Here is a 24,878-nt window from a genome sequence, read left to right as displayed (position 1 = left end):
GGGAGCCAGATGATCGACCTTGCCACCCTGCCCGAGGCCGGGAACCGTCTCGCCAACGCCGACTGGCAGCTCTGCGTGACGCCGGAGGGTGCCTGGACGACGCCCGCCGAGATGGACGCGGGCGCCGCCGAGTGGGTTCCGGCCACGGTGCCGGGAACGGCTGCGGCCGCGCTGGAGGCGGCAGGTCGGTTTTCGCGCGAGACGCCGATGCCGCTGCACGACAAGGACGTCTGGTATCGTTGCAGCGTCGCTCCGACCAAGCCCGGGACGCATGTCTTGCGCTGCGACGGACTGGCGACGGTCTGCGAGGCCTGGATCGACGGCGCGCCGCTGCTGTCCTCCGACAGCATGTATCAGCCGCTTCAGGTCGAGTGCGATCTCGAGGGCCCCGCAGAGCTGATGTTCTGTTTTCGCGCGCTCACGCCGCATTTCGCCCGCAAGGGTCCGCGCGCACGCTGGCGCACACGCCTTGTCGACGAGCCGGGACTTCGCATGGTGCGCAGTACCCTGCTCGGCCACATACCGGGCTGGTGCCCGAGCGTGCATGCGGTCGGCCCCTGGCGAGGGATGACGCTCGCCGCGTGCTCCGATGTGCTGCTGCACGATGTGTCGATCCGCTCCGCCTTGCGCGAGGACGGCACCGGGCAGCTCGCCGTTTCGCTGCGGCCCGGCGACGGGTTTGCGGGCCCCGCGCGCATTGCCTGTGCCGGCGTGGAGGCGCCGCTGGAACAGCAAGCGGACGGCAAGCTTGCCGCCACGCTCGACCTCCCCGATATCGAATCCTGGTGGCCGCACACGCACGGAACGCCGCGCCTGCATGAGGTCCGGCTCGTCGGCGAAGGGCGCGAGCTGCTGCTGGCACGCACCGGCTTCCGTCGGATCGAGGTGGACCGGGGGCCGGACGGCAACGGTTTTGGCCTCCTCGTCAACGGCGTGCCGGTGTTCTGCCGCGGTGCGGTGTGGACCAGCGCCGATATCTCCGCCCTGCCCGGCACCCGCGACGCCTATCGTCCCTGGCTGGAACTGGCGCGCGATGCGCATATGAACATGCTGCGCATCGGCGGAACGATGGCGCCGGAAAGCCCCGCCTTCTTCGAGCTGTGCGACGCGCTCGGCATTCTCGTGTGGCAGGACCTGCCCTTCGCCAATTTCGACTATCCGGCGAGCGATCCGGAATTCGCGGCGAAAGTCGCCCGCGAAACATCGGACCTGCTCGGCAGGACAAGTGCCTCCCCGTCGCTGGCCGTCGTGTGCGGCGGCAGCGAGATGCACCAGCAGGGCGCGATGATGGGCCTGCCCGAGGAGCGCTGGCGCGGGGCGCTGACCGAGGAGATCCTGCCCGGCGCAGCGGCAAGCGCACGGCCCGACGTGCCCTATGTGCCGAACTCGCCGAGCGGCGGCGCCATGCCGTTCTCGCCCAATGCAGGGATTGCCCATTACTACGGCGTCGGCGCCTATCGCCGGCCGCTGGAAGATGCCAGGCGGGCGCATGTGCGCTTTGCCGGCGAATGCCTCGCCTTTTCCAACGTGCCGGAGCCGGGGGCCGTCTCGGAGCTCGCGCCCTGCCACCATCCGGACTGGAAGCGCGGCGTGCCGCGCGACCGGGATGTCGGCTGGGACTTCGAGGACGTGCGCGATCACTATGTGCGCGAGCTCTACGGCATCGATCTGCTCGACCTGCGCTACGGCGATCCGGCTTCCTATCTGGACCACGGCCGGGCGGCCGTCGCCGAGGTGATGGAGACGAGTTTCGCCGAATGGCGGCGCAAGGGATCGGGCTGCGGCGGCGCGCTGGTGTGGACCTTCCAGGACCTGATGCCGGGGGCCGGCTGGGGCGTCGTCGCCCATGACGGCACGCCGAAATCCGCCTGGCACGGGTTGCGCCGGGCGTTTGCGCCGCTGCGGCTCACCGTGACCGACGAGGGCACCAACGGGCTCGACATCCACCTGCAGAACGACACACCCGTCGCGCGGGCGATGCGGATCGAGATCGCATGCCTGCGCGAGGGGCATATGCCGGTGGCAAGCGGCTCGGAGGTGGTGGAGATGCCTGCGCATGGCAGCCTCACCCTGCCGGCGACCCGGCTGATCGGCGCCTTCTTCGACACGACTTTCGCCTTCCGCTTCGGCCCGCCCTCGCACGACTGCGTGCATGTGCAGGTGCTCGATCCCGACACCGAAGCGGTGCTGGACGAGGCCTTCCACTTCCCGCTCGGGCGCAAGGCGTCGGCGCGCGGGGCGAAGATCTCCGCCGAGGCGTTCGCGACAGCGGATGGCGGCTGGTGCCTGAGGCTTTCGAGCGACAGGATCGCGCAGAGCGTGTCGATCCGCGACGAGGCGTTCCTGGCGCTCGACAACTGGTTCCACCTGGCGCCGGGGCATGTGAAGATGGTGGCGCTGCGCCGGCGACCGGGTACGCCGGGCGATGCAAGGCCGCAGGGGCAGGTTCTGCCGCTCGGCGGCCAGCCGGTGCCCTACGCGGCGGGCTGAGCGCCCGCGGCTTCGCTCGTGGCCTCGGCCAGGGCCGCGCCGATCACCTGCTCGCGCAGCGCCAGACGCGCCGCGTCCGGCGTGAGATTGTGGTCCGCATCCGGGATCATCGCGACTTCGATATTCGGATAGGCGGCTAGGCGCTTCCAGCCTTCGCCGAAGAACGTGTCGAGCTGCGCAAGCCCCGGATCGCCCTCGCTGAAGACGAGGACGATGGCAACGCCGCGCAGCGCCAGCGCCGCCAGATTGGCATGCACCTGACGATAGAGCCGCGAGAAGGGCGCAAGGCCGAACAACCAGGGCGCCAGGCGCCGCTCGCCCTGCCGCCAGGCCCGCACCGCAAGGCTGCGCAGGATGCCGAGCGGGTCGGACTTTCCAGCCAGCACCCGCTTCCACTTCTCGGCGCTGAACAGCTTGCGGCCGTACTCGCTCGCCGAGCTGTGGCCGAAGCGGAGCACCTCGGCGACATCGTCGCGCGGATCCCACAGGAAGCGCTGGAGATTGACCGCGACGACATGAGCGATGCGCGTGTCCGTCAAGGCGCCGTTGAGCGCCAGATAGGCGCCGCCGCAATTGCCAGCTACCACGACGCGGTCGCCGCCGCCCATCGCCTCGCACAGATCGATGGCCGCCGACAGCTGCGCCGGCAGGCCTGCGTGATAGTGGACCACCGCCGGCCCGTCGGGGAGCGGGCGGCTGTCGCCGATATCGGCGATGTCGAAACGGAAGGAGGCGATGCCGGACGCCGCGAGCGAACGGGCGAGCTCCACCCCGCCGCGCGCCCAGCCGGCACGCGGGTTGCCGCCGGCATTGAGCAGCATCACCGGCAGGGCCTGCGGATCGGACCGGGCGGGCGCGCACCAGACGCCGACCATCGCCTCCTGCGGGCCGAAGAGGCACAACGTCTCCGTGAAGGACGGGCCGGCAAGCCTGGCGGCAGGCGGCGTTGCCGCGCCATTGCCGGCGGGAGCGGCATCGGCCTGCGGCAGCAGGCGCTGCACCCAGGACAGGACACGGGCGAAATCCGCCTCCGGCACGAGCGAGCCGGTCGGATCGGTCATCAGTTCGTCGTAGCCGGACATGATGCCGGCCTCGCTGCCGGTTTCCGCGGCAAGCATCTCGCACAGGGCCCCTTCCGCGGCGCGGCCCTCGCGCGCCAGCGCCAGGACCGGGCAGGCGGGCATGTCGTCTGGCGCGGTCAGGTCGAGCGCGCGCAGCTCGTCCGCCAACGCCTGCGACATGGGCAGGCCGGCGATGCGCAGCGCCTCGCCGGGGCCGGGCGCGGGAGCCGAACCGGTGACCTCGCCGATCATCACCGCGCGGGCCTGCAACTCGCGCAGCCACACGCGACCCTTGGCCGGGGGCGCCAGAAGAACGAGGCCGGCCACGGTTTGCGGATGGGAGACGGCATGGCGCAGGCACAGGGCAGCGCCAAGGCCGAGACCGACCAGCACGAGACGGGTGGCGCGGGTGCCGCTCAGCAGCGTCTCACAGGCAGCGGCGAGCGCGGCGTCGAACGGGGCGAGCCCACCGATATCGGCACCGGCGGCGAGCGCATCGCCGGAACCCGGCTGGTCGTAGCGCAGAACCGGGCAACCCAGCGCCGACAGGCGGTCGGACAGGACCCGCAGGGCGCGGCGGGCGCATTGCGCCTCGTAGCCCCAGGGTTCGCAGATCACCACGCCGACATCGCCGCCGGCCATGTCCAGCAGGCCGGTCGTCCCGGCGAAGGCCACCGGAATGCGCGGGGCGAGGGCAAGACCTGTCATCGGCGGCGCAGCGACTCGCACGAGCGCTCCTCCGGTGTCTTGCGCGCGATGAACGGCTCGATCGCCACCATCTGCGGCCGGTCGAGACCGTCTTCCAGCGGCTGGACCGAAAGCGGGTAGTCGCCCCACCAGTCGCCGGCGGCCCAGATGGTCCAGCCGGTCCAGATGTCGGGGCGCGAGTTCAGCAGGCTGACGACACGGGCAAGGCCGCGGTAGCAATCCGGGCGGGCATGGCCGCCGAACTCGCCGAGGAAGGCGCGGTTGCCGGTTTCCTCCATCCAGGCGGTGACGCGCTCCAGCCCGGCAATCGCCTCGTCCACCTTGTTGCAGGCGGCCTTGGTGCCGGAATAGTCGTCGTCGAGATACTGGTGGATGTCGAAGCCGTAGTGGTTCATCGGGTCGATGACGCCGCGCATCACCTCAGCGTTCGAGCCGCCCTCCTGATCCGCGTACCAGTGGACGGCGGCGGTCCAGATCGTCCCGGGCACGAGGATGAAATTGTCCGCCCCGGCCTTGCGCACCTCGGCGATGGCCGCGTTCGCCGCCGGCAGCCATTGCTGCGCCGTGACGAAGGCCGGCTCGTTCATGATCAGGTAGATGATGTCGTCGCGGCCGGCAAAGAGCGGCGCGAGCCGGCGCCAGAAGTCGGCGAAGGCCTCGACGGGCACATCCTCGCTGCCGATGTTCTTCTGGTAGTACATGGCGAAATTGCTGGGATCGAGCACCACCGTCATGCCGAGGCCGGTGGCGGTGGCGACCGTCTCCTGCAAGCGCTTCAGCTCGACCTCGTCGAACTCGGCGAACTGCTTTTTCTGCAGGCGCTCCCAGCGGAACGGCAGGCGGATGACGTTCATGCCCTTGGAGTGCAGATAGCGCAGGGTCTCGGCCGAGGGATAGATGTAGTGGCGCCCGAACTCGCCGGGCAGGACCTCGCCGAACTCGGCTCCGGCCGCATTTGCTCCGCGCAGGCACTCGGCGGCGGCCGCAGGAAGCGAGCCAAGCAGCAGCGAGACGAGAACGCTGCCGGCAATGGTTCTACGGACGACCATTGTCGCCTGCCTCCAGTGCCCGGTTCCGGACCTTTCCGGCCGCGGCCTGCCTCTCGCGCCACCTCAGCATCAGGAAGGATGTGGCCGCATTGTCGACCTGCCAGTGGCGCAGGACCCAGCGCCGCGAGATCAGGTGCAGGGTCACCAGCTCGAGCACCCCGGCCATGGCAACGCCCTCCGGTCCGAACTGGCTGGCCAGCACGAAGAGCATGCCGAGATAGACCGCAAAGACCACGCTACGCGCCTTGAGCAGATAGGCCTCGCCGCCGCCGATCATCATCAGCCAGGTGCCGGGTCCGAAGAAGGCATGGGCTATCGCCCCGATGGACAGCAGAACCAGGACCGGGAAATGCTCCACGAAGGCCGGATTGAAGAGATGCAGCACGAAGGGGCCGACCACGAACAGCACGACGCCGCCGATGGCGGCCAGGACGAAACTGCCGGCCGACAGCATCGAGACCAGCTTCTGCGCGCCGGCATGGTCCCGTTCCTGGAAGCGGGCCGAGATCAGCGGCACGCCGACCGTGTCAATCGCCAGCACGGGCAGAATCAGCAGGGAGGCGATGCGGGTGGCGACGAAATAGAAGGCCGCCACATCGAGACCGATGGCAATGCCGATCAGGATCGTCTCGAAATAGAGCGCGGCGGAGGAAAAAAAGCCGTTGGCCGAGAAGGTCAGCGTCTCGCGCCGCCATTCGCGCGAGGGAACCTCGGCCCGGGCGCCGGATGCGCGCAGGAAGCCGAGCCCCTCATGGGCGACGAAACGGACGAACTGGTAGCCGACCATCAGCGCGAGCAGGCCTGTGACGATCTCGATGGCAGCCGAGCCCGTATGCAGCAGGCCCGCCCAGGCAAGGCCGGCCAGAGCCAGGCAAGACAGCAGGCGCCAGAGATTTTCGCGCGGCACAAGAGCCAGCACGATGCGCGCATGGACGATGAAATAGCTCTGCATGTACTCGCTGAGCGTGAAGATCGCGCCGAACAGCAAGGCGATGGGCAAGTGGTCGTACGGGTAGGGAAGCCGGTCGGAAAACAGCCAGATGACGAAAGCGGCCAGCAGCTGGCCGCCGCAGCCGATGCCGAGCCACAGCGCATTGTAGTAGAGGAGCGACTGGTTGGTTTCCCCGCGCGCGTGGCTGGCCAATCGAAAGTGCTTCATCAGCAGCACCTGCTGGCCGAAGACCGCAATCAACCCGAGCGAAGAACCGACCGAGAAGAGGAAGATGTAGAGGCCGTACTCGTCCGTATCGAGCACATGGCTCGCCACGAACAGCAGGGCGAAGCTCAGCACCGTGCTGCTGCCTCGGCTGACGAGGGACCAGAAGATCTTCCGAAAGCCCTTGCCGGCGGCGATCGCGCGGATCCGCTCGATCATGAGGCCACCTGCTCCCGCACATCGCCGGCGCGCGCTGCCGCGTGTTCCACTGCTGTCTCCAGAAACTGGGTATAGGCGGCCGCCACACGCGGCCGGTAATAGGGCTCCGCCGAGGCGAGCGCCGCCTGCGACAAACGTTCGAAAAGCGCACCGTCGCCGGCGATCCGCTCGATCAGCGCGGCAAGCGATGCCGCATCGCCGGCCGGGAACAGGAAGCCGTTATGGTCCGGAATGACGGTTTCGGCAATGCCGCCGAGATCGGAACCGAGCACCGGCACGCCATGGGCGAAGGCCTCAATGGCCACGCGGCCGAACGCCTCGCGGCCGATGGAGGGAAAGACCAAGAGGTCGATCTGCGGGAAGAAGGTTGCCGGATCGGCCCAACCGACGAAGCGGGTCCTGTCCGCCGGGAAACCTTTCGTCAGTGCCGCAGCATCGCTGCCGTCTGGCGAAGTGCCGGCGACAACATAGTCCACGGGACGAGAGGCGACAGCCAAGGCGGCCGCCTGCGCCAGAACCTGCAACCCCTTGAAAGGGGTATGGACGCTGAGGAAGCCGACGCGCAGCGGCCTGTCTTGCGGAAAGCGCCGCGCAGTCGCACCGGGCACCGGATCGATCGCACCGGGAATGCGCCGGGTCGCCGCATTGGGGAAATAGCCGGCCGACAGATGCCGCGCGACGACCTCCCGGCTTTCGCCGCAGACCGCGTCGACATAGCGGGTGAAATGCCGCTTGCCGAGCGAGGTGAGCCAGCAGCCGGCGCACTGGCCATCGCAATTGCTCCCGTCGGCCTTCTGCATGACGCCGCGCCAGCACAGCAGGAAGGCGCTGCGCAGCGTGTGGGCGACCGGCACCCCCAGCGAACGGGCGGCCGCCCAGGACGCCACGTTGATGTTCTCGATGCTGTCGGTCAGCAGGACGTCGGGACGGAAGTCGGCGACCTCGCGGCGCATCGCCGCGAAGGCACGCGGATTGCCGTTTTCCAGCAGATGCCAGGCGATCTTCTTCCAGGTCGGGCGCGGCCGGCGGTAGTTCCAGTAGACGCTGGGCGAGCGAATGCGCCGGACTTCGAACCCGTCGGCCTGCTCCAGGGCTTCCTCGTCCGCGACATTGACGACGCGCAGCACATGTCCCTCGCCCGCAAGCATGCGGGCCAGCATCAGGGCTGAAATGGGCCCCCCGCCGTCCATGAAGGGAGGAAAGGCGGCGCAAGCCATCAAGATTCGCATCGGCCTGGGCGTTTCCGTGGGTCTGGTGCCTGCGGGTTCCAACTCACCACCTGACTAGCCGAAACATGTTAATCGGCCGTGTTCGCAGCGATTTCCGGCGCATCTGGGAGAAGCTTCCGGTCAATGGCGTTAACCGGAGCTTGCCGCAATAGGAAAGGCCTGGATCGGCGCCGGTCTTCAATTTTGCTTTACCATGGCAATCGAAACGCGGCACAGGCCGACCGCCTGCAACCCGGCGTTCACGGTCTGCCGCTAGCTTCGAGCAGACGGGACACGAAAACGGAAGACTTCCTGCATGACAGGATGGCCATAAGATGACGGCAAGAACCCACAGCCTGCTGCAAGCCGTACCGACCGTTACGCCGCAGCTGACGACCGGCGAGCGCACGCGCCGGCGGATCAAGACGTTCGGGCTGCGGATGTTGGCGAAGAGCCGCCTCACCCGCCTGATCGGCTATCGTTACGGCGGCTCCGGCATCATCCTGATGTTCCACCACTTCACCCGGAACACCCGCGCGCATCTCGACCAGGGATGCCTGATCGACGATTTCGGCCGCATCCTGGCCGGACTGAAGCAGCGCGGCCGGCAGGTGGTGACGCTCGACGAGGCAACGCGCCGCATCGCCCAGAACGATCCGCGCCCCTTCGCCGTGCTGACCTTCGACGACGGCTATCGCTCCAATATCGACCTCGCCCTGCCGCTCCTTGAGAAATACGCCGCGCCGGCAACGATCTACGTCCCGACCGAGATGATGACCCGCACCATCAATGCCTGGTGGCTGGGCCTGACCGAACTCTTCCGTTCGCGCGAGCGGATCGAGATCGAGCCGATGGGACAGCGCTTCACCTGCCCGGATACCGACAGCAAGATCGCCGGACTGCGGCGGGCCGTCGCCTGGGTCTGGGAGGACTTCCACCGGGCCGAGATGCTCTCGCCGACATTCACGGCGCACGGCATCTGCGTTGCCGACATCGTGGCTCGCTACACGCTGGACGATGCCGGCGTGAAAGCCGCCGACCGGCACCCCCTGATCGAGATCGGCGCCCATACCACGACGCACCGCGCCCTCGCCCTGCTGGACGAAGACCAGCTGCGTGCCGACATCGCCGACAACAAGGCCTATCTGGAAGCATTGCTGGGCCGCGAGGTGCCGCATTTCGCCTACCCTTACGGGCCGCCCTCGCTGTCGGGCGAGCGCGAGCCGAGGGTCGTGCGCGAGGCGGGTTTCCGCACCGCGGTGACCACCACGCCGGGCTGCCTGTTCCCGGCCCATGCCGACCACATGTTCACCCTGCCGCGGCAGAATGCCGAGTTCACGGCGGATTCCGCCTCCTACACCGAATGCGGCATCGACGGACTGTTCCGGGCGCTTGCCACCCGCGGCGGCAATCCGCTGGCCGGGGTGACGGCCCCCGCCGCATGATCCCGCAGGATGGCCAATTGCACCTGGTGCATGTGGTGCGCCAATACAGGCCGAGCGTCGGCGGGCTTGAGGACTTCGTCGCAAGTCTCGCCGCCCGGCAGAAAGACCGCTTCGCCAGCGTCAAGATCGTCACCTGCGACCGCGTCTTTCGCGGCGGCACGGGCGGGCGCCTGCCCGCGCGGGAGATCATCGACGGCATCGAGGTGATCCGCCTGCCCTGGCACGGCTCGACGCGCTATCCCGTCACACCGGGGGTCTTCAAGGCGATTGCCGGCGCAGGGCTCGTGCATGTCCATGCCATCGACTTCTTCTTCGACGCGCTCGCGCTTGCCGCCCCGTTTCACCGCAGGCCGCTCGTTGCCACCACCCATGGCGGATTCTTCCACTCCGGCACGGCAGGCGGGCTGAAGACCGTCTGGTTCAACACCCTGACGCGGCTTTCGGCGACCGCCTATCGCGGCATCGCCTGCTGCAGCCAGAGCGACTACGAGCGCTTCGCCGCCATCGCCCCCAGCAAGGTGCGCTTGATCGAGAACGGCGTCGATCTCTCCAAGCTCGGCGATGCAGGCGCGAAAAATCCGGCGAAGGGCATTGTCAGCATCGGCCGGCTGTCGCACAACAAGCGCATCGACCGGGTGCTCGACGCCTTCGCGGTCCTCGCCCGGCGCGATTCGGACTGGACGCTCGACATCGTCGGCACGCCGTTCGACTGGAGCGGCAAGGACGTGGAGGCGATGATCGGCGAACGCGGGCTCGCTGGCCGGGCGCGGCTGCATGTCGGCCTGGACGATGCAGCGATGCGCGAGATCGTCGGTCGCGCCAGCCTGTTTGCCAGCGCCTCCGTCTATGAGGGGTTCGGCATCGCCCTGATCGAGGCGATGAGCGCAGGTCTCGTGCCGGTCGTGGAGCCGAATGCCGCCTTTTCCGCCTTTGCGCGCAAGCACAGCGAGATCGCGCTGGCGGACTTCGGCGAAGCGGAGCAGGCTGCCGACGCGCTGGCCCGTGCCCACGATCGCCTGGCGCTCGATCCGCAAGGCGCGCGCGCGGCGGCGATTGCGGTGGCGCAGAGCTATTCCTGGGAGAGTACGGTCGAGCGCTACGCGGAATTCTACCGCGAGGCGCTCGGGCCTTCGCCGCGCTGACGGCCAGCTGCAAAGCCGCGCCACACGTCGACGGCACCGGCGCAGAACCACAGAAGCCCGGCGGTCTTGATCGAATAGAACGAGGCCGAGACCACCATCAGCAGGCAGATATAGGTCACGAGCGGGGCGCGGAAGCGCCAGGCATCGGGCGAGCGCACCGGCGCGAAGATGTAGAGCGACCACAGGCCGGCAATGCCGATGAGACCGAGCTGGTGGAGCGAATAGGCATAGCCGTTGTCCTCCAGGAAGCCGCCATAGCTGGAAATGCCGAACACACCCTGGATGTCGAGCTTGAGCAGCAGCCAGGACGCGTGCAGCCAGCGCCCCCCCAGATCGTCCTCCCAGCGCAGCGCATCGGTCGACATGCCGTAGACGGCCATGGCCAGCGTGATGAAGGCCGGCACCAGCACCCAGATCAGCCGAGGCACGAGGCGGTAGACCAGGATCACGGCGATCAGGGCAAAGCAGACCATCATGCCGAAACGCGCATCGCCGAGGACAATGACGACGCAGGCCGCCGCCAGAAGCAGCCAGCGATGGGTCATGTCCTTTCGGAAGACCGCCCACAGCACCAGGAAGGCGCCGTAATTGCCCATCGCCACCGGCTCGAGAAAGACCGACGACACCCGGTGGGTGCCGAGGAACGGCAGCAGGTTGCGGCCCTGCATGCGGGTGCCGCTGATGAACAGCGAGGAATCCTCGACGAGGTTGTCGCCGACCTCCAGCGTGCCGCGGGAGATGTAGTATTTCAGCACGTTGACGTTCGCGACGAACAGGTCGAGCAGGAAGTATTCGAAGAAGCCGATCGCGACGACGATGCCTGCCGACAGCACCACAATGCGATCGACGCTCTCGATATCCCGGACCCGCCGTCCGAGGAAATAGAACGCGATGGGGATCAGTCCGTCGCGGATCGCCTTCAGGTCGAGCTCGGGCCGCAGCGCCAGGATCAGCGCCATATAGGCGAGATAAACGGCCAGCAGCGCATAGAGCCCGGCGCGCCGGTCGGCAGCCAGGATCATGGCACCGGCGATCAGCACGAGCTCCGCCAGCATCACGATATTCTGCGAGACACCCATCACGCGGGTGTTCAGGAACGCCAGGAAGAAGTTGAAGACGATGGTGCCGATGACCAGCAGTCCGGCGGCCCGGATCCACAGGTCGTAGGTGTCCGGCCGGCGGACGGCGGTCGGACGCGCAGCAGGCAGCCTGCTCCAGACGGGCGCGCCCGACGTTTCAGGCCGCCAGCGCGACATTGCCGATCATCCGCTCTTCCCAGGGCTTGAGCAGGGCGAGCGTGCGGTCGAGATCGGACCGGGCCGTGTCGCCGACCCGGGTGACCAGCAGGATCGCATCGCTATAGTCGAGAAGCATCGGGAGATGGGGGTTGGACAGCGCCGACCCGCCGTCGATGATCAGGAACTCGTCCCCCGTCGTGTCGAACGCATCGACGCCCGCCCGGCTGGCACGCCCGTCCAGCCGTTCGACGGTGAAACGCGCGGCCGGCGTCGACGCCGATGCCGCGGTCTCGGCCTGGCGGCGACGGTCGGACAGGCGCGAGCGCCCTCCCGCCTCGGCAACGGCGGTCCCGCTGGCCGGGGCTGCCAGGCGCGCCGTTCCGTCGCCGGGGCGGGCAAGCAGCACGTCCTCGCCCATGTCGTAGAGGCTGGCCGCGATCGCACGGGACAGCGGCGCGATATCGGTCCCGCTGCCCGTTGCGAGCACGAGCACGTGGGCGGGGCGCTCGTTTTCGAACGCATGGCGCAGCGCGAAGGCGATGCGGGTGACCGCAAGCTGGCGTTCGGCCGCGCTGTCGTCGGAGCGTTTGCGCAGGCCGCGACGGCTACCGGGCACCGTCAAGCTGGCGATGAGGGGCACGCCGGTAATGTCCACCAGCTCGCGCTCGGAGCCCAGCTTGCCGTTGAGGATCTCCCAGCCGACAGCGGATCCTGCCGCCATGATGGTGCCGAAGACGCCGGCCGCCAGCAGGACGATCAGGCCGGAGGGGCCCATCGAGCGAAGCGGCGCCACCGCCGGCGAAATGATGCGGGAATTGCTGGTGTCGATGCTGCTCTGCTCGTCGAGTTCCTTTGCCCGGCTCAGGAAGGTCCGGTAGACGGAAGCGAGCGAATCCGCCTCGCTTTCGAGTTGGCGCAGCTGGATCTCTGCCCGGCTCTGGTCGACGCTGGTGGAGGTCACGCCCTGCAGCTGGGTTTCCAGCGCAGCGACATTGGCCTCCGCGCGCTGCAGGTCGGCATTGGCGGAGCGACGCACGCGGCTGAGCTCGTCGTCGATCATCTGGCGGGTGTTGGTCAGCTGGGAGCGCAGCTCGCGCAGCTGCGGATGATTGGTGCCGAGCGTCGTCGCCGCCTGTGCTTCCCGCTCGGCGATGCGGGCGTACTGGACGCGCAGGGAACCGAGGGTCGTTGTCTGCAGCCTGACGGGCAGGGACCCGCTCTCGATGGCATCGGCGGTGAGGCCTGCGAGCAGATCGGCGTTGGCGCGCGCGCCCTCCAGCTCGACCCGCGCCTGGGTCAGCTGGGAGTTCAGCTCCTGCAGCCGCTGGCCCACGACAAGCCCGCGTTCGCTGGTGCGGATCAGACCGTTCTCGGCACGGAAGGCCTCGACCTTCGCCTCGGCCTCCTCGACGCGCTTGCGCATGCCGTCCGCCTGGGCCTGCAGCTCGACGGAGGCGCGCAAGGTGGACTCGGTGCGCCGCGTGCGCTGTTCGTCGAGATAGATGCGGGCGGCCTCGTTGGCGATCTCGGCCGCCCGGAAGCGGTCCGGGTGCTGCATGAAGATGTTGAAGACGAAGGAGTTCTCGATCCGCATCACCTGCAGGCGTTCGCGCAGGTTGCTGATCGCCGCGGCGCGCCGGTCCTGTGCCGACGGCTCCTTGCCGCCGCCCAGCAGCTTCGACAGCAGCCCGCCGGATTTCGGCAGGATCGCCGGATCGTTCTCCAGATCGAGCTTGTCGACGACCTCGTTGAGCGCCGAATTGGAGAGAATCACATAGGTCTGGCTGTCGATGGCGAGGCGCTGGACGCTGTCGCCGCCTTGGCGCGACACGATTTCGTTGCCGACGATCTGGAGAGCCTGCGGCTCGATCAGCATTTCGACTACTGCGCGGTAGTTCGGGGTGCGCACGGTCAGATAGACGAGAGCGAGGGCCATGAAGAGCAAAGGCAGGATGATCAGCCAGATCATGCGCTTCTTCAGAATGCCGGGGATCTGGTAGATGTCGATCATGCTCGGGAAGCCATCGCTGTTCTCACGCGCCGGGAGCCCGGCTCACCGCCACGCCATAGGGCCGGCACACTCGCCAGTCTCTTCCGTCATGGTTAACATTTCCCCAAAGGGCCGCTGCAAACGGCGAACCCGACCTTGCGGTTAACCGGGTGTTCATGCTCGCCGGAAACTTGCGGAGTATCGTTAGGCTGCTGTTGATCGGTACACCCCAAACCTGTGACAGTGCCCGGCACAGGCAACGGACGGAAGCGGATGACGCGCAAGATCGCCACGACAGACCAGGAGAGCGTGCAGATCGGCCCGGTCGCCATCGCGCGCCTCGGCCGCGAGGCGGCCATCCGCCGTCTGCTCGCCGTGCCGGGGTCCGGCAACCGCCTTGCCGTCGCCTTCGCCAATGCCCACGGCCTGCTGCTGGCGATGGACGACCCGGCCTTCGCACAGGCGCTCTCCCGCTTCCTCGTGCTGAACGACGGGATCGGCGCGGAGATCGGCGCGCGGCTGCTCTCCGGCACGGGCTTTGAGGACAATCTCAACGGTACCGACTTCGTGCCTGCGCTGCTGGACGCCGCGCCTGTGGGCACGCGCGTCTATCTTTTCGGTGCCAGGCCCGAAGTGGCGGAGAGAGCCGCCGGCATGTTCGCGGCCCGCCATCCCGCAATCGCCGTCTGCGGCTGGCGCAGCGGCTATTTCGACGAGGCTGAACTCCCGCAGATCGTTGCCGACATCAACGCCGCCCGCCCCGACATCCTGCTCGTGGCGATGGGCAACCCGCGGCAGGAACTCCTCATCGATCGGCTTTGGGCCGATCTCGACGTGCCGCTGGCCCTCGGCGTCGGCGCACTGTTCGACTTCACCGCCGGCGAGGTGACGCGGGCGCCTTCCTTCTTTCGGCGCAACGGGCTGGAATGGGTCTACCGGCTGGGACAGGAGCCCAAGCGGCTCGGCCAGCGCTATACGACCGGCATCCTCCGCTATCTGTGGAAGATCCTGTACCTGAAGCTGTCGGGAAAGTCCGCCCGCGCCTGAGCGGTCAAAGCCGCGCTTCCAGCCAGGCGAGCGCAGCCGGGACGTCCGCAACCACCTCGCCGCCGATAAGCTCCGGCCGGCGCACCATGATGACCGGCAGACCGAGACGGCGGGCGGCGAGCAGCTTCGCCTCACCCCAAGGACCGCCGCTGTTCTTCGTGACCACATGGGTGGCGCCGTGCTGCTCCAGCAAGGCCGCTTCCGCATCGACGTCCCTGGAGGGCCGCGCGAGCACCAGGCGGCCGGGCGGCAGCAGGGTCCCCGGCTCCGGCGGGTCGATCATCCGCGTCAAACAGTCGAGATCGCGGCGATGCGAAAAGCGGGAGATTTCCTTGCGTCCGACCGCGAGGAAAGGACGTGCGCCCTGCGGCAGCCCGGCGGCCGCCTCATCGAGATCCGCGACCTCCTGCCAGTCATCGCCCGGTGCGGCCTGCCAGGCCGGACGCTCCAACCGCACCAGGGGAATGCCGGCAGCCCGCGAGGCGACGACGGCATTGGCGGAAATGCGCGCGGCGAAGGGATGGGTGGCATCGACCAGGGCGGCGATGCCTTCGCCCCGCAGCCACGTGTCCAGCCCTTGCGACCCGCCAAAGCCGCCGATGCGCACGCGAACCGGATAGACCTCGGGACGTTCGACGGCGCCGGCAAGCGATGCGGTGACGTGGAAGCGCGGATCGCCCGCGAGCCGGCCGGCAAGGGCACGCGCCTCGCCGGTGCCGGCGAGCAGCAGGACGGGGAACGGCGCGCTCACGCGGGGCTTTCCGAATCGAACGGACGGTGCGCAACGACGGCGCCGGCCCGGTCGACCACCAGCACCTCGACATCGACCGGCGCATCGCGCAGCACGGCGCGGGCGGCGGCATGGGCGCCGCGCGCCACCTCGGCGGCGACATCGATGCCGGCGGCTTCGGCGCGGTCGAGCACCTCCTTGGCGGTGTTGGCGCCCCTCGCCGCCTCGACGATCTCCGTCGGGGCGCCGGAGCGCTCCAGCAGCAGGGCAAGCGCTGCGAAATCCACCTGGCTGCGCGCCGAATGCAGGTCGAGCGCGCCCTGCGCCAACTTGACGAACTTGGCAAAGCCGCCGGCCAGCGTCAGCTTCGGCACCGGATGCGCACGCAGATACTTGAGCAGGCCGCCGGCGAAATCGCCCATGTCGAGATACGCCATATCGGGAAGATCGTGACGCAGCTTCACCGCATCCTCCGAGGTCGAGCCGGTGGCGCCGACCACATGCGGCAGACCGGCGGCGCGCGCCACATCGACGCCGCGATGGATCGAGGCGATCCACGCCGCGCAGGAAAACGGGCGGACGATGCCCGTGGTGCCGAGCACCGACAATCCGCCGAGGATGCCGAGACGCGGGTTCATGGTGCGCTGCGCCAGCGCTTCGCCGCCGGGGATCGAAATCTCCACCTCGACATCGCCGCTCGCGCCGAAGCGCGCCGCCACCTCGGCAATGGCGCCGCGGATCATCTCGCGCGGCACCGGGTTGATCGCCGGTTCGCCCGGCGGGATCGGCAGGCCTGCGCGCGTCACAGTGCCGACGCCCTCGCCGGCGCGGAACAGAACCCCGGACCCGGCCGGCGCGAGGCGCACGCTGGCGATCACCGTCGCGCCATGGGTCACGTCGGGGTCGTCGCCCGCATCCTTGACGATCCCGGCGCGGGCGAAGCCCTCGCCCAGTTCCTCCAGCGCGAGCGCGAAGGCGGGCCGCTCGCCCTTCGGCAGGGTCACCTCGACCGGATCGGGAAACGTGCCCGTCAGCAAGGCCTGATAGGCCGCCTTGGCTGCGGCGGTCGCACAGGTGCCGGTGGTCCAGCCCCGGCGAAGCGCGGATGTTTCCTTGCGGTTCATGCGCCGGACTATAGGGGCGGGCACGGCAAGGTCGCAATTGCTATGGAAGCCGACGCCAACCGACCTTGGCGCGGCGGACGGAGCGGCGTAGAAACTATCAGGATGTCAAACACGAAACACCCAGATCAGCCAGCCGCACCGGCGGCCTCCGGTTCCTGCGCGACCGTCGGCGAGGCGCTCGACGGGCTGGCCCAGCGCGGCTTTCCGCTGCCGGACTTCTCACCCGGCTGGGTATGGCTGGCCGGCGCGGGACCGGGCGACCCGGGTCTTCTGACACTGCACGTCCTCAACGGCCTCGCACAGGCCGACGTCATCGTGCATGACGCTCTGGTCGATGCCTCGATCCTCGGCCTCGCGCGGCCGGACGCGATCATCGACTATGCCGGCAAGCGCGGCGGCAAGCCCAGCCCGAAGCAGCGCGACATCTCGCTGAAGCTGGTGGACTATGCAAGGGACGGCAAGCGGGTGCTGCGGCTGAAGGGCGGCGACCCGTTCGTCTTCGGTCGCGGCGGCGAGGAAGCGCTGACACTGGTCTCGCACGGCGTGCCGTTCCGCATCATTCCCGGCGTGACGGCCGGTATCGGCGGCCTTGCCTATGCCGGCATTCCCGCGACCCACCGCGACACCAACCAGGCCGTCACCTTCCTGACCGGCCACGACCAGACCGGTCTGACGCCGTCGGCCATCGACTGGAACGCGGTGGCGCGCGGCTCTCCCGTCATCGTCATGTATATGGCGATGAAGCATCTCGACCTGATCGTCTCCAAGCTGCTGGCCGGCGGACGCCGGAGCGAGGAGCCCGTCGCCATCGTTTGCAATGCCTCCCTGCCCGACCAGAAGGTGCTGGAGACGACGCTGGCGCGCGCTTCCGCAGATGCGGAGGCCGCCGGGCTGGAACCGCCGGCCATCGTCGTCGTGGGCGAAGTGGTGCGGCTGCGCGCCGGGCTCGACTGGCTCGGCGCACTAGCCGGGCGGGAGCTCGACCCGGATCCGCTGGACCTGCGCAAGGCGACCACCGCACAGCCGGCGAACGGCGGCTGACATGAACGCCAAATCCGGGGCAGCGAGCGGCCTCGTCATTGCCGCACCAGCGTCGGGCAGCGGCAAGACCACCCTGACGCTCGCCCTGCTTGCCGCCTTCCGCAAGTCAGGGACCCGCGTCGCCAGCGCCAAGACCGGGCCGGACTACATCGATCCGGCCTTCCATACGGCAGCAAGCGGCACGGATTGCGTCAATCTCGATCCCTTCGCCATGCGCGGCGCGGTTATCGACAGGCTGGCCTCGGCTCAGGCTGAGGGCGCCGATCTGCTGCTGGTCGAAGGCGTCATGGGCCTTTTCGACGGTGCCGCCGACGGCAGCGGCTCGACCGCAGACCTCGCCGCACGGCTGGGGCTGCCGGTCGTTCTGGTGGTGGATGCGGGAAAGCAGTCGCAGTCGGTTGCCGCGCTGGTGCAAGGCTTTCGCGACCACCGCGCGGATGTGAATGTCGCCGGCGTGATCCTCAACCGGGTCGGCAGTCCGCGCCATGAGGAGATGCTGCGCGCTGCGCTTGCCGGCATCGGCATGCCTGTGCTGGGTGCGGTGCCGCGCGATGCCGGGCTCGACCTGCCCGAGCGCCATCTCGGACTGGTGCAGGCAGGCGAACACGGCGATCTCGCAGGTTTCCTGGAGCATGCGGCCGCGCGCGCCGCCGGGAGCTGCGACCTGGATGCACTCCGCGCACTGGCATCTCCGCTGGCGCCCAGTGGATCGACCGCGACCGCGACGCTGCCGCCGCCCGGCCAGCGCGTCGCCATCGCCCGCGATACCGCCTTCGCCTTTGCCTATCCGCATCTGCTGTCGGGCTGGCAGGCGCAGGGGGCCGAGCTGTCGTTCTTCTCGCCTCTCGCCGACGAGGCGCCGGATGCGGAGAGCGATGCGATCTACCTGCCCGGCGGCTATCCGGAGCTGCATGCCGGGCGAATCGCGGCGGCAGGCCGGTTCCGGCAGGGTATGCAGGCGGCGGCGACGCGCGGCGCGCTGATCTACGGCGAATGCGGCGGCTACATGGTGCTCGGCGAGCATCTGACGGACGGCGAGGGCACGCGGCACGCGATGCTCGGGCTGCTGCCGCTGGAAACGAGCTTTGCGACCCGCAGGCGACATCTCGGCTACCGACGGCTCAAGGCCCTTCCCGGTGCGCCGTGGCAGGGCGAGCTGACGGGCCACGAATTCCACTACGCGACCATTATGCGCGAGGGGCAGGCGGAGCGATTGTTCCAGGCGGAAGACGCGCTCGGAACGCCGGCAGGCGAGGTCGGACTGCGCGTCGGCCGCGTGTCGGGCTCATTTATCCACCTGATCGACCGGGTGTGACCCCGGCCGACCAGGCAAGGATCAGGCGGCCTCGAGCAGGCAGAGCTTGCAGCGATAGCCTTCCTTTTCGTGATAAGCCGTGTCGCGGATGGCGCGGATGCGGGCGATGCCCCTGTCCTCCATCGTCTTGAGATGCGCCGGATAGCCGTCGCTTTCCCAGACCTTCTCGTGCACGGTCACGACAAGCGGCGCGCCGGGACGCGCCACACGCGCGAGCTCGTCGATGGCCTGCGGGCCAACATGGCCGCTGGTGAAGACGCCGACGCTGACGATGCCGTCATAGGAATTGTCGGGCAGATCCAGCGGACGGGTCAGGTCCGCCTCGGCAAGCCGGCGGTAGACGCCCTTCTCCGAAGCCTGCTCCAGCATGCCGGGGCTGAGATCGACGCCGTCGATCTCAGCCTTCGTACGCCGGCTCAGTTCCAGGCCGACAAGGCCTGTGCCGCACCCGGCATCGAGCACGGCTCCGGCGCTGTCCCCGATCTCGCGCGCCAGCGCCTCGGCGGCGAGCGCCGGGGCGACATAGCCCATGCCGCCGACCGTGTCGTCGTCGTAGCTTTGCGCCCAGTCGGCATAGAGATCGCGGATACGCTCCCTGTCGCCATCCAGGGCGTAGGCACGTTGCAAGAGCGGGTTGTCCGTCTCCATGGCGGGTCTCTCCTTTGGCTGTTGGGATGGCCCAAGCCTAAGGAGAGGCGCCGCGAGATGCAAATGACGGCCCGGTGTGCTGCTTCAGACCCCGGTTTTGGCGGCTTTCTTCTTTTTCGGCCGCAGCACATGGACATGGTCGGCATGGTAGAGCGCGCTGTCGCGGAAATCCTGCTGCGGCTGCAGCGCCCGGCCGACGAAGATGAGCGCCGTGCGGGTGATCTTGGCCTCGCGCACCTTCTCGCGAATGTCGGTCAGCGTGCCGTGGATGAAGCTCTGGTCCGGCCAGCCGACCCGGTAGGCGACGACGACCGGGCAGTCGGCGCCGTAGAGCGGGACGAGCTGGCGCTCGATCTCGCGCAGGTTCCGGATGGAGAGGTGGATCGCCAGCGTCGCGCCGCTCCTGCCGAGCGTCTCCAGGTCCTCGCCCTTCGGCATGTCGGAGGACTTCATCGTCGTGCGGGTGAGAATCACCGTCTGGGCGATCTCCGGCACGGTCAGCTCCTGGCCGAGGGCGGCGGCTGCAGCGGCAAAGGCCGGCACGCCGGGCGTCACGTCGAAGGGAATGTCCTTCTCCTTCAGCCGGCGGATCTGCTCGGCAATCGCGCCGTAGAGGGAAGGATCGCCGGAATGGACGCGCGCCACATCCTCGCCGCGCGCATGCGCCGCCTCGATCTCGGCCATGATCTCGTCGAGGGTCATCGGCGCGGTGTCGATGACGCGCGCGCCGTCGGGCGCGGCGGCGACAATCGCCTCGGGCACCAGCGAGCCGGCGTAAAGACAGACGGGACAAGCCTCGATCAGCTTCAGCCCGCGGACGGTGATGAGGTCGGGATCGCCGGGCCCGGCGCCGATGAAATGGACGGTCACAGCTTTTCCTCGATGCGCTTGGCGTAGCCGCGGGGGGTGTAGACGAAGGGCCGGCCCGAGCCGGTCATGACGGCACGCGACGCGGACGAGCCGACCAGCACGGTGGTCAGCATGTCGACATCGTCGACGCGGAGCTCACCGAGCGTCGTCACGGTCAGCGTCTCGCCCTCGCGGCCGAGATTGTAGCCGAGCACCACCGGTGTATCGGCCGGCCGGCCCTCAAGCAGGATCTCGCGGGCGGCCGCCAGCTGGGTGCGGCGGCGCTTCGACACGGGATTGTAGAAGGCGACGACGAAATCGCCGGCGGCGGCGGCCCTGAGCCGCTGCTCGATCGCCTCCCACGGGGTCAGAAGGTCCGACAGGGAGATCGTGCAGAAATCGTGGCCGAGCACCGCGCCGATGCGTGCGGATGCCGCTTGCAATGCCGAGATGCCGGGAGCGTTGACCACCTCGACACGCTTTGCCGCATCCGAAACGCCGCCTGCGGCGGTGTCACGGTGCAGAAGCTCGTAGACCAGCGCGCCCATGGCGTAGATGCCGGCATCGCCGGAGGAGACCAGCGCCACCGAACGCCCCTCGCCGGCGCGCTCCAGCGCGAAGCGGACGCGCTCCTCCTCCGCGCCGAGCGGGAAGGCGTGGCGCTGCTTGCCCTGGATCAGCGGTGCGACGATGTCGAGATAGAGCGAATAGCCGACGGCCTCGTCCGCATCGGCAAGCAGGCGCGAGGCTTCCGGCGTGCGCCAGTCGTCGCGGCCCGGGCCGATGCCGATCACCGAGAGACGGCCGCGCGGGCGCCCCCCTTCGGCCGGGTCGACCGGTGCGGGCGCAAGGGCGACGGCGACGGTGGCATTGGCGGTCTTGCGCTTTTCGACCAGCAGCGAGCCGTTCGCCCCGGTGGCGGCGAGCGCCGCACCCTCGGAAACGCCGTGGCAACCGACCTCGGCGAAGACGACGTCCGAGGGATTGGCAAGGCGCGGCGTCTCCTGCTCCAGCCGGGCGGCGGGAAAGACGCGCAGCGGCACGCCGAGCTGGCCGGCGAGCGCGTTGACCGCGGCCTCATCCGCCTTGAGATCAAGGGTCGCGACAAGCGCAACCGCTCCTTCGGCAAGGCCGGCGCCGGCAAGCGTCTCGCGCACCAGTGCCGAGAGCTCCTCCGCCGGGCAGCCGCGCGCGCAGCCGACGCCGACGACGAGGCGGCGCGGGTGATAGACGAGCCGGTCGGCGCCTGGCGCGACGGCCTCGACGCTGGCGACGATTTCCATCTTCGCCTTGTCTGCGAGCGGCAGGCGCGAGCGGCTGATCCAGGGGGCATCGCCCTTGAGGCTGGCGGGCTCTCCGGCCAGGAGGCGCGCCATGATGCCCTTGGCGTCCTGCGGATTGGCGAGCCACCAGCCCTTGGGCGGCGAATCGAGCGCAACGCCCAGCGCCGTGTCGCCCTGCGTCGTCACCGCGGCATGACCGTTCAGCGCATCCGCCACCTGGCGGGCGAGCGAATTGGCCCCGCGATGGCCGCCGAGCAGCGGCACGACGCTGGCCCCGTCCTCCGAAACGGCGAGAACCGGCGGCTCCGACCGCTTGTCCTCAATCACGGCCGCGAGCGCGCGGATCAGGATACCGGAGGCGCAGACGCCGACGATGGGCGTGCCGGCCTGATAGAGCGCGCGGATATGGTTCAGCGTCTCGGCGAAGGACACGTCGAGGCCGGGCACCCGGTGGGCGAGCCCGTGCAGCGTGGCACCCGGCAAGGCGGCCGCGATGCGGCGCGCGACAGGCTCCGCCGCCGGCGTCAGGACGAGGATTGCGGCGGTAGCATCCACGCTTCGTCTCCCTTGTAGATCAGGATCATCGAGAAATAGGGGGCGGCGGCTTCCGTCACATCGACGAGAGGCATTGCCTTTTCTGCCCGAAGCGTCGCCCGCTCCACATAGCCTGCATGATCGATAAGGCCCAGCCCCTCGATCAATCGGCGCAGGCGCGGCAGGTGGCGCCCGACCTTCATGATGGCGATGGCGCCCGCCGCCTCGATCCGCGCGGCGATTTCCGCATCCGGCAAAGGACCGGGAATGACGGTCAGGACATCGTTGCGCGCGGTCAGCGGCCGGGCAAGGCGAGCGGCGCAGGCGGTGAGCGAGGTCACGCCCGGCACGATCTCGCAGGGAAAGCGCCCCGACAGCCGCTCGAACAGATACATGAAGGAGCCGTAGAAGAACGGGTCGCCCTCGCAAAGGGTGACCACATCCGTGCCGGACGCAAGGACTGCGCCGATCTCCTCGGCCGCGCGCGTATAGACGGCTTGCGCCGGGAAGCGCTCGACGCGCATCGGCACGACAATCGGGATTTCTCGGGCGGACGGCGGAATGATCGCCGCCGCGATGGAGCGGGCAAAGCTCTCGCCGTCGTCGGGCGCCGGATAGGCGACGACCTGCGCGCCCGAGATCAGCCGGTGCGCCTTCACCGTCATCAGGTCCGGGTCGCCGGGGCCGAGGCCGACGCCGTAAAGGGTTCCAGCAGTCATGGGGCGATCAGGCTCCACTGGGTCACCGGCATCAGCGGACGCCACCCGGTCATGCCACCGACGGCACCGGCCCGCGATACCGCGATGCGCACCAGCTCGCCGCCATGGCGGGCATGGGCGGCAAGAAGGATCGCCTCGCTTTCCAGCGTCACCGCATTGGCGACCAGCCGACCGCCGGGCCGCAGCGCGGCGAGCGCCGTCTCCAGCGTGCCGGGTGCGGTCAGGCCGCCGCCGAGAAAGATCGCGTCGGGCGGTGGCAAGCCTTCAAGGCCATCTGGCGCCGCGTCGGGGCGAAGGTCGAGATGCGGCACGCCGAGGGCCGCCGCGTTCGCCCGCGCCGTGGCGCGGCGGGTGTCGTCCGGCTCCAGCGCGATGGCGCGGCTGCGGGGCGCGGCGCGCAGCCACTCGATGGCGACAGCGCCCGAGCCCGCTCCGATATCCCACAATAGGGCACCGGGCATGGGCATCAGACGCGCGAGCGTGACCGAGCGCACCTCGCGCTTGGTGATCTTGCCGTCATGGCGGAAGGCATCGTCCGGCAGGCCGGGAAGGCGCGGACGCAGTGGCGTGTCGCGCACCGCGACCGCCTCGACAGCCACGACGTTGAGAGCGGCAACCTCGCCGCGCCAGCCTTCGGCGCTGCCCGACAGGATCCGCTCGGCCGGGCCGCCGAGATGCTCCAGCACGGTCAGCCGGCTTGCGCCATAGCCCTCGTCGACCAGAAGGTCGGCGATCTCTTCCGCCGCACGGGCACCGGACGTGAGGCAGAGAACCCTGGCGCCGGGATGAAGAACGGCGCGCAACAGATCGAGCGGGCGGCCATGCAGCGACAGGGTCTCCACCTCCTGCAGCGGCCAGCCGAGCCGTGCGGCGGCGAGCGACAGGGACGAAGGAGCCGGCAGGACAAGCATTTCGTCGTGCGGCACGGAGCGCGCGAGCGTGGAGCCGATGCCGAACCACATGGGATCTCCGCTCGCCAGCACCGCGACGGGTTCGCCGCGCGCGGCAAGCAGCGCTTCCAACCCCTTGTGGAACGGGCTCGGCCAGGTCTCGACCTTGATCCCGAGCGGGGCGACGAGGTCGCCGTGACGGGCGCCGCCGAAGACGCGCCTTGCATCGGCCAGCGCCTGCCGGGCAATCGGGGACAGCCCGTCGACGCCATCCTCGCCGATGCCGATCACGGTGAGCCAGGGGGCGGGTCGTGTCTTGTCGTCAGGGCTCATGCCGGGTCCTCTTCCGGCACTCCAGCGGCCAGCGCGTTGATCGCGGCGGCAGCGATGGCCGAGCCGCCGCGCCGGCCGCGCAGCACCAGACAGGGGATATCCAGCGGGCTCTCCAGCAGCGCCTCCTTCGATTCCGCCGCGCCGACGAAACCGACCGGAAAGCCGAGGATCGCGGCCGGGCGCGGAAAGCCCTCGCCGATCCGCTCCAGCAGATGAAACAGCGCGGTCGGGGCATTGCCGACGACGACGACGGCACCTTCCAACCGGTCGCGCCACAGATCGACGGCCGCGGCCGAACGGGTGGTGCCGAGGCGGCGGGCAAGGCCGGGCACCGGCGGCTCGTTCAGCGTGCAGACGAGGTCGTTGCAGGCCGGCAGACGGCTGCGGATGACGCCTTCGCAGACCATGCGCACATCGGCGAAGACCGGCGCACCGGCGGCAAGGGCGCTGCCGACCGCCGCCGCGACATCGCCGCGCCAGGCCAGGTCCGCCAGCACCTCGGGCATGCCGCAGGCATGAACGATGCGGATCGCCACCGGATGCAGCGCCTCGGGCAGGGCGGAAAGATCCGCCTCCTCGCGCACGATGGCAAAGGAGCGGCGATAGATCTGCGCGGGATCGCGCTCGTAATCGTAGCGCCCGCCGTTCACGTTCCACAC

20 protein-coding genes are annotated in these 24,878 nt (G+C 69.1%); 6 read left to right on the top strand and 14 right to left on the bottom strand.

Features of this window, described 5'->3' with window-relative positions:
- The first annotated feature begins 9 nt into the window (after nucleotides 1-9).
- Nucleotides 10-2,490, top strand: coding sequence for a glycosyl hydrolase 2 galactose-binding domain-containing protein (locus MNI96_RS10780; protein ID WP_249692912.1), 2,481 nt, complete (start codon nucleotides 10-12; stop codon nucleotides 2,488-2,490).
- Here the strand turns inward: MNI96_RS10780 and MNI96_RS10775 are convergent.
- The 4 genes from MNI96_RS10775 to MNI96_RS10760 are packed head-to-tail and all read right to left on the bottom strand — an operon-like array spanning nucleotide 2,475 to nucleotide 7,912.
- Nucleotides 2,475-4,259: an alpha/beta hydrolase gene (locus MNI96_RS10775; RefSeq protein ID WP_249692910.1), complete on the bottom strand. Its 1,785-nt coding sequence runs from the start codon at nucleotides 4,257-4,259 to the stop codon at nucleotides 2,475-2,477. The genes MNI96_RS10780 and MNI96_RS10775 overlap by 16 nt on opposite strands.
- Nucleotides 4,256-5,308 (bottom strand): glycoside hydrolase family 5 protein, encoded by a 1,053-nt coding sequence (locus tag MNI96_RS10770; protein ID WP_249692908.1) that lies wholly within the window; start codon nucleotides 5,306-5,308, stop codon nucleotides 4,256-4,258. Before MNI96_RS10770 ends, MNI96_RS10775 begins: the two co-directional genes overlap by 4 nt.
- Nucleotides 5,295-6,683 (bottom strand): lipopolysaccharide biosynthesis protein, encoded by a 1,389-nt coding sequence (locus tag MNI96_RS10765; RefSeq protein WP_249692907.1) that lies wholly within the window; start codon nucleotides 6,681-6,683, stop codon nucleotides 5,295-5,297. The genes MNI96_RS10770 and MNI96_RS10765 overlap by 14 nt, the downstream gene beginning before the upstream one ends.
- Nucleotides 6,680-7,912, bottom strand: coding sequence for a glycosyltransferase (locus MNI96_RS10760; RefSeq protein WP_249692906.1), 1,233 nt, complete (start codon nucleotides 7,910-7,912; stop codon nucleotides 6,680-6,682). Before MNI96_RS10760 ends, MNI96_RS10765 begins: the two co-directional genes overlap by 4 nt.
- Nucleotides 7,913-8,226: 314 nt before the next feature.
- Between MNI96_RS10760 and MNI96_RS10755 the strand changes: the two genes are divergently transcribed.
- Together MNI96_RS10755 and MNI96_RS10750 are read left to right on the top strand one after the other, a co-directional pair.
- On the top strand, nucleotides 8,227-9,336 hold the full coding sequence (locus MNI96_RS10755) for a polysaccharide deacetylase family protein (protein ID WP_249692905.1): 1,110 nt from the start codon (nucleotides 8,227-8,229) through the stop codon (nucleotides 9,334-9,336).
- Nucleotides 9,333-10,478, top strand: coding sequence for a glycosyltransferase family 4 protein (locus MNI96_RS10750; protein WP_249692904.1), 1,146 nt, complete (start codon nucleotides 9,333-9,335; stop codon nucleotides 10,476-10,478). The genes MNI96_RS10755 and MNI96_RS10750 overlap by 4 nt, the downstream gene beginning before the upstream one ends.
- Here the strand turns inward: MNI96_RS10750 and MNI96_RS10745 are convergent.
- Together MNI96_RS10745 and MNI96_RS10740 are read right to left on the bottom strand one after the other, a co-directional pair.
- Complete coding sequence (locus MNI96_RS10745; RefSeq protein WP_249692903.1) at nucleotides 10,445-11,734, bottom strand: UDP-phosphate alpha N-acetylglucosaminyltransferase; 1,290 nt, start codon at nucleotides 11,732-11,734, stop codon at nucleotides 10,445-10,447. The two genes, MNI96_RS10750 and MNI96_RS10745, sit on opposite strands and share 34 nt — an antisense overlap.
- Nucleotides 11,715-13,727, bottom strand: a complete 2,013-nt coding sequence (locus MNI96_RS10740; protein ID WP_249692902.1) for a GumC family protein — start codon at nucleotides 13,725-13,727, stop codon at nucleotides 11,715-11,717. Before MNI96_RS10740 ends, MNI96_RS10745 begins: the two co-directional genes overlap by 20 nt.
- A gap of 252 nt (nucleotides 13,728-13,979) precedes the next feature.
- Here MNI96_RS10740 and MNI96_RS10735 point away from each other — a divergent pair, with 252 nt between their 5' ends.
- Complete coding sequence (locus tag MNI96_RS10735; protein WP_249692901.1) at nucleotides 13,980-14,753, top strand: WecB/TagA/CpsF family glycosyltransferase; 774 nt, start codon at nucleotides 13,980-13,982, stop codon at nucleotides 14,751-14,753.
- A gap of 4 nt (nucleotides 14,754-14,757) precedes the next feature.
- On the opposite strand, the gene MNI96_RS10730 is transcribed toward MNI96_RS10735, so the two are convergent.
- Complete coding sequence (locus MNI96_RS10730; RefSeq protein WP_249692900.1) at nucleotides 14,758-15,504, bottom strand: cobalt-precorrin-6A reductase; 747 nt, start codon at nucleotides 15,502-15,504, stop codon at nucleotides 14,758-14,760.
- The gene (locus tag MNI96_RS10725) at nucleotides 15,501-16,607 is read right to left on the bottom strand and encodes a cobalt-precorrin-5B (C(1))-methyltransferase (RefSeq protein ID WP_249692899.1); all 1,107 of its coding nucleotides are present in this window, start codon (nucleotides 16,605-16,607) and stop codon (nucleotides 15,501-15,503) included. The genes MNI96_RS10730 and MNI96_RS10725 overlap by 4 nt, the downstream gene beginning before the upstream one ends.
- 102 nt (nucleotides 16,608-16,709) lie before the next feature.
- On the opposite strand from MNI96_RS10725, the gene cobA reads away from it, so the two are divergent.
- Entirely contained in the window at nucleotides 16,710-17,648 is a 939-nt protein-coding gene (cobA, locus tag MNI96_RS10720; RefSeq protein WP_249692897.1) for a uroporphyrinogen-III C-methyltransferase, read from the top strand.
- Nucleotide 17,649: 1 nt separating this feature from the next.
- On the top strand, nucleotides 17,650-18,963 hold the full coding sequence (locus MNI96_RS10715) for a cobyrinic acid a,c-diamide synthase CobB (RefSeq protein ID WP_249692895.1): 1,314 nt from the start codon (nucleotides 17,650-17,652) through the stop codon (nucleotides 18,961-18,963).
- Between the two features lie 21 nt (nucleotides 18,964-18,984).
- On the opposite strand, the gene MNI96_RS10710 is transcribed toward MNI96_RS10715, so the two are convergent.
- The 6 genes from MNI96_RS10710 to MNI96_RS10685 all read right to left on the bottom strand — a co-directional run bounded on the left by MNI96_RS10710 (nucleotide 18,985) and on the right by MNI96_RS10685 (nucleotide 24,878).
- Nucleotides 18,985-19,611: a class I SAM-dependent DNA methyltransferase gene (locus MNI96_RS10710; RefSeq protein WP_249692893.1), complete on the bottom strand. Its 627-nt coding sequence runs from the start codon at nucleotides 19,609-19,611 to the stop codon at nucleotides 18,985-18,987.
- 84 nt (nucleotides 19,612-19,695) lie between these two features.
- Entirely contained in the window at nucleotides 19,696-20,481 is a 786-nt protein-coding gene (cobM, locus tag MNI96_RS10705) for a precorrin-4 C(11)-methyltransferase (protein WP_249692892.1), read from the bottom strand.
- Complete coding sequence (cobJ, locus tag MNI96_RS10700) at nucleotides 20,478-22,298, bottom strand: precorrin-3B C(17)-methyltransferase (protein ID WP_249692891.1); 1,821 nt, start codon at nucleotides 22,296-22,298, stop codon at nucleotides 20,478-20,480. Before cobJ ends, cobM begins: the two co-directional genes overlap by 4 nt.
- Nucleotides 22,268-22,996, bottom strand: coding sequence for a precorrin-2 C(20)-methyltransferase (cobI, locus tag MNI96_RS10695; protein ID WP_249692890.1), 729 nt, complete (start codon nucleotides 22,994-22,996; stop codon nucleotides 22,268-22,270). Before cobI ends, cobJ begins: the two co-directional genes overlap by 31 nt.
- Nucleotides 22,993-24,219, bottom strand: coding sequence for a precorrin-6y C5,15-methyltransferase (decarboxylating) subunit CbiE (gene cbiE, locus MNI96_RS10690; protein ID WP_249692889.1), 1,227 nt, complete (start codon nucleotides 24,217-24,219; stop codon nucleotides 22,993-22,995). Before cbiE ends, cobI begins: the two co-directional genes overlap by 4 nt.
- Nucleotides 24,216-24,878: a precorrin-8X methylmutase gene (locus MNI96_RS10685; protein WP_249692888.1), complete on the bottom strand. Its 663-nt coding sequence runs from the start codon at nucleotides 24,876-24,878 to the stop codon at nucleotides 24,216-24,218. The genes cbiE and MNI96_RS10685 overlap by 4 nt, the downstream gene beginning before the upstream one ends.

It is taken from the genome of Stappia sp. WLB 29, assembly GCF_023507705.1.
In the GTDB taxonomy this organism is placed as follows: Bacteria; Pseudomonadota; Alphaproteobacteria; order Rhizobiales; family Stappiaceae; genus Stappia.
Note: the sequence above shows the minus strand (reverse complement) of the source record. Positions and strands in the feature narration are given on the sequence as shown.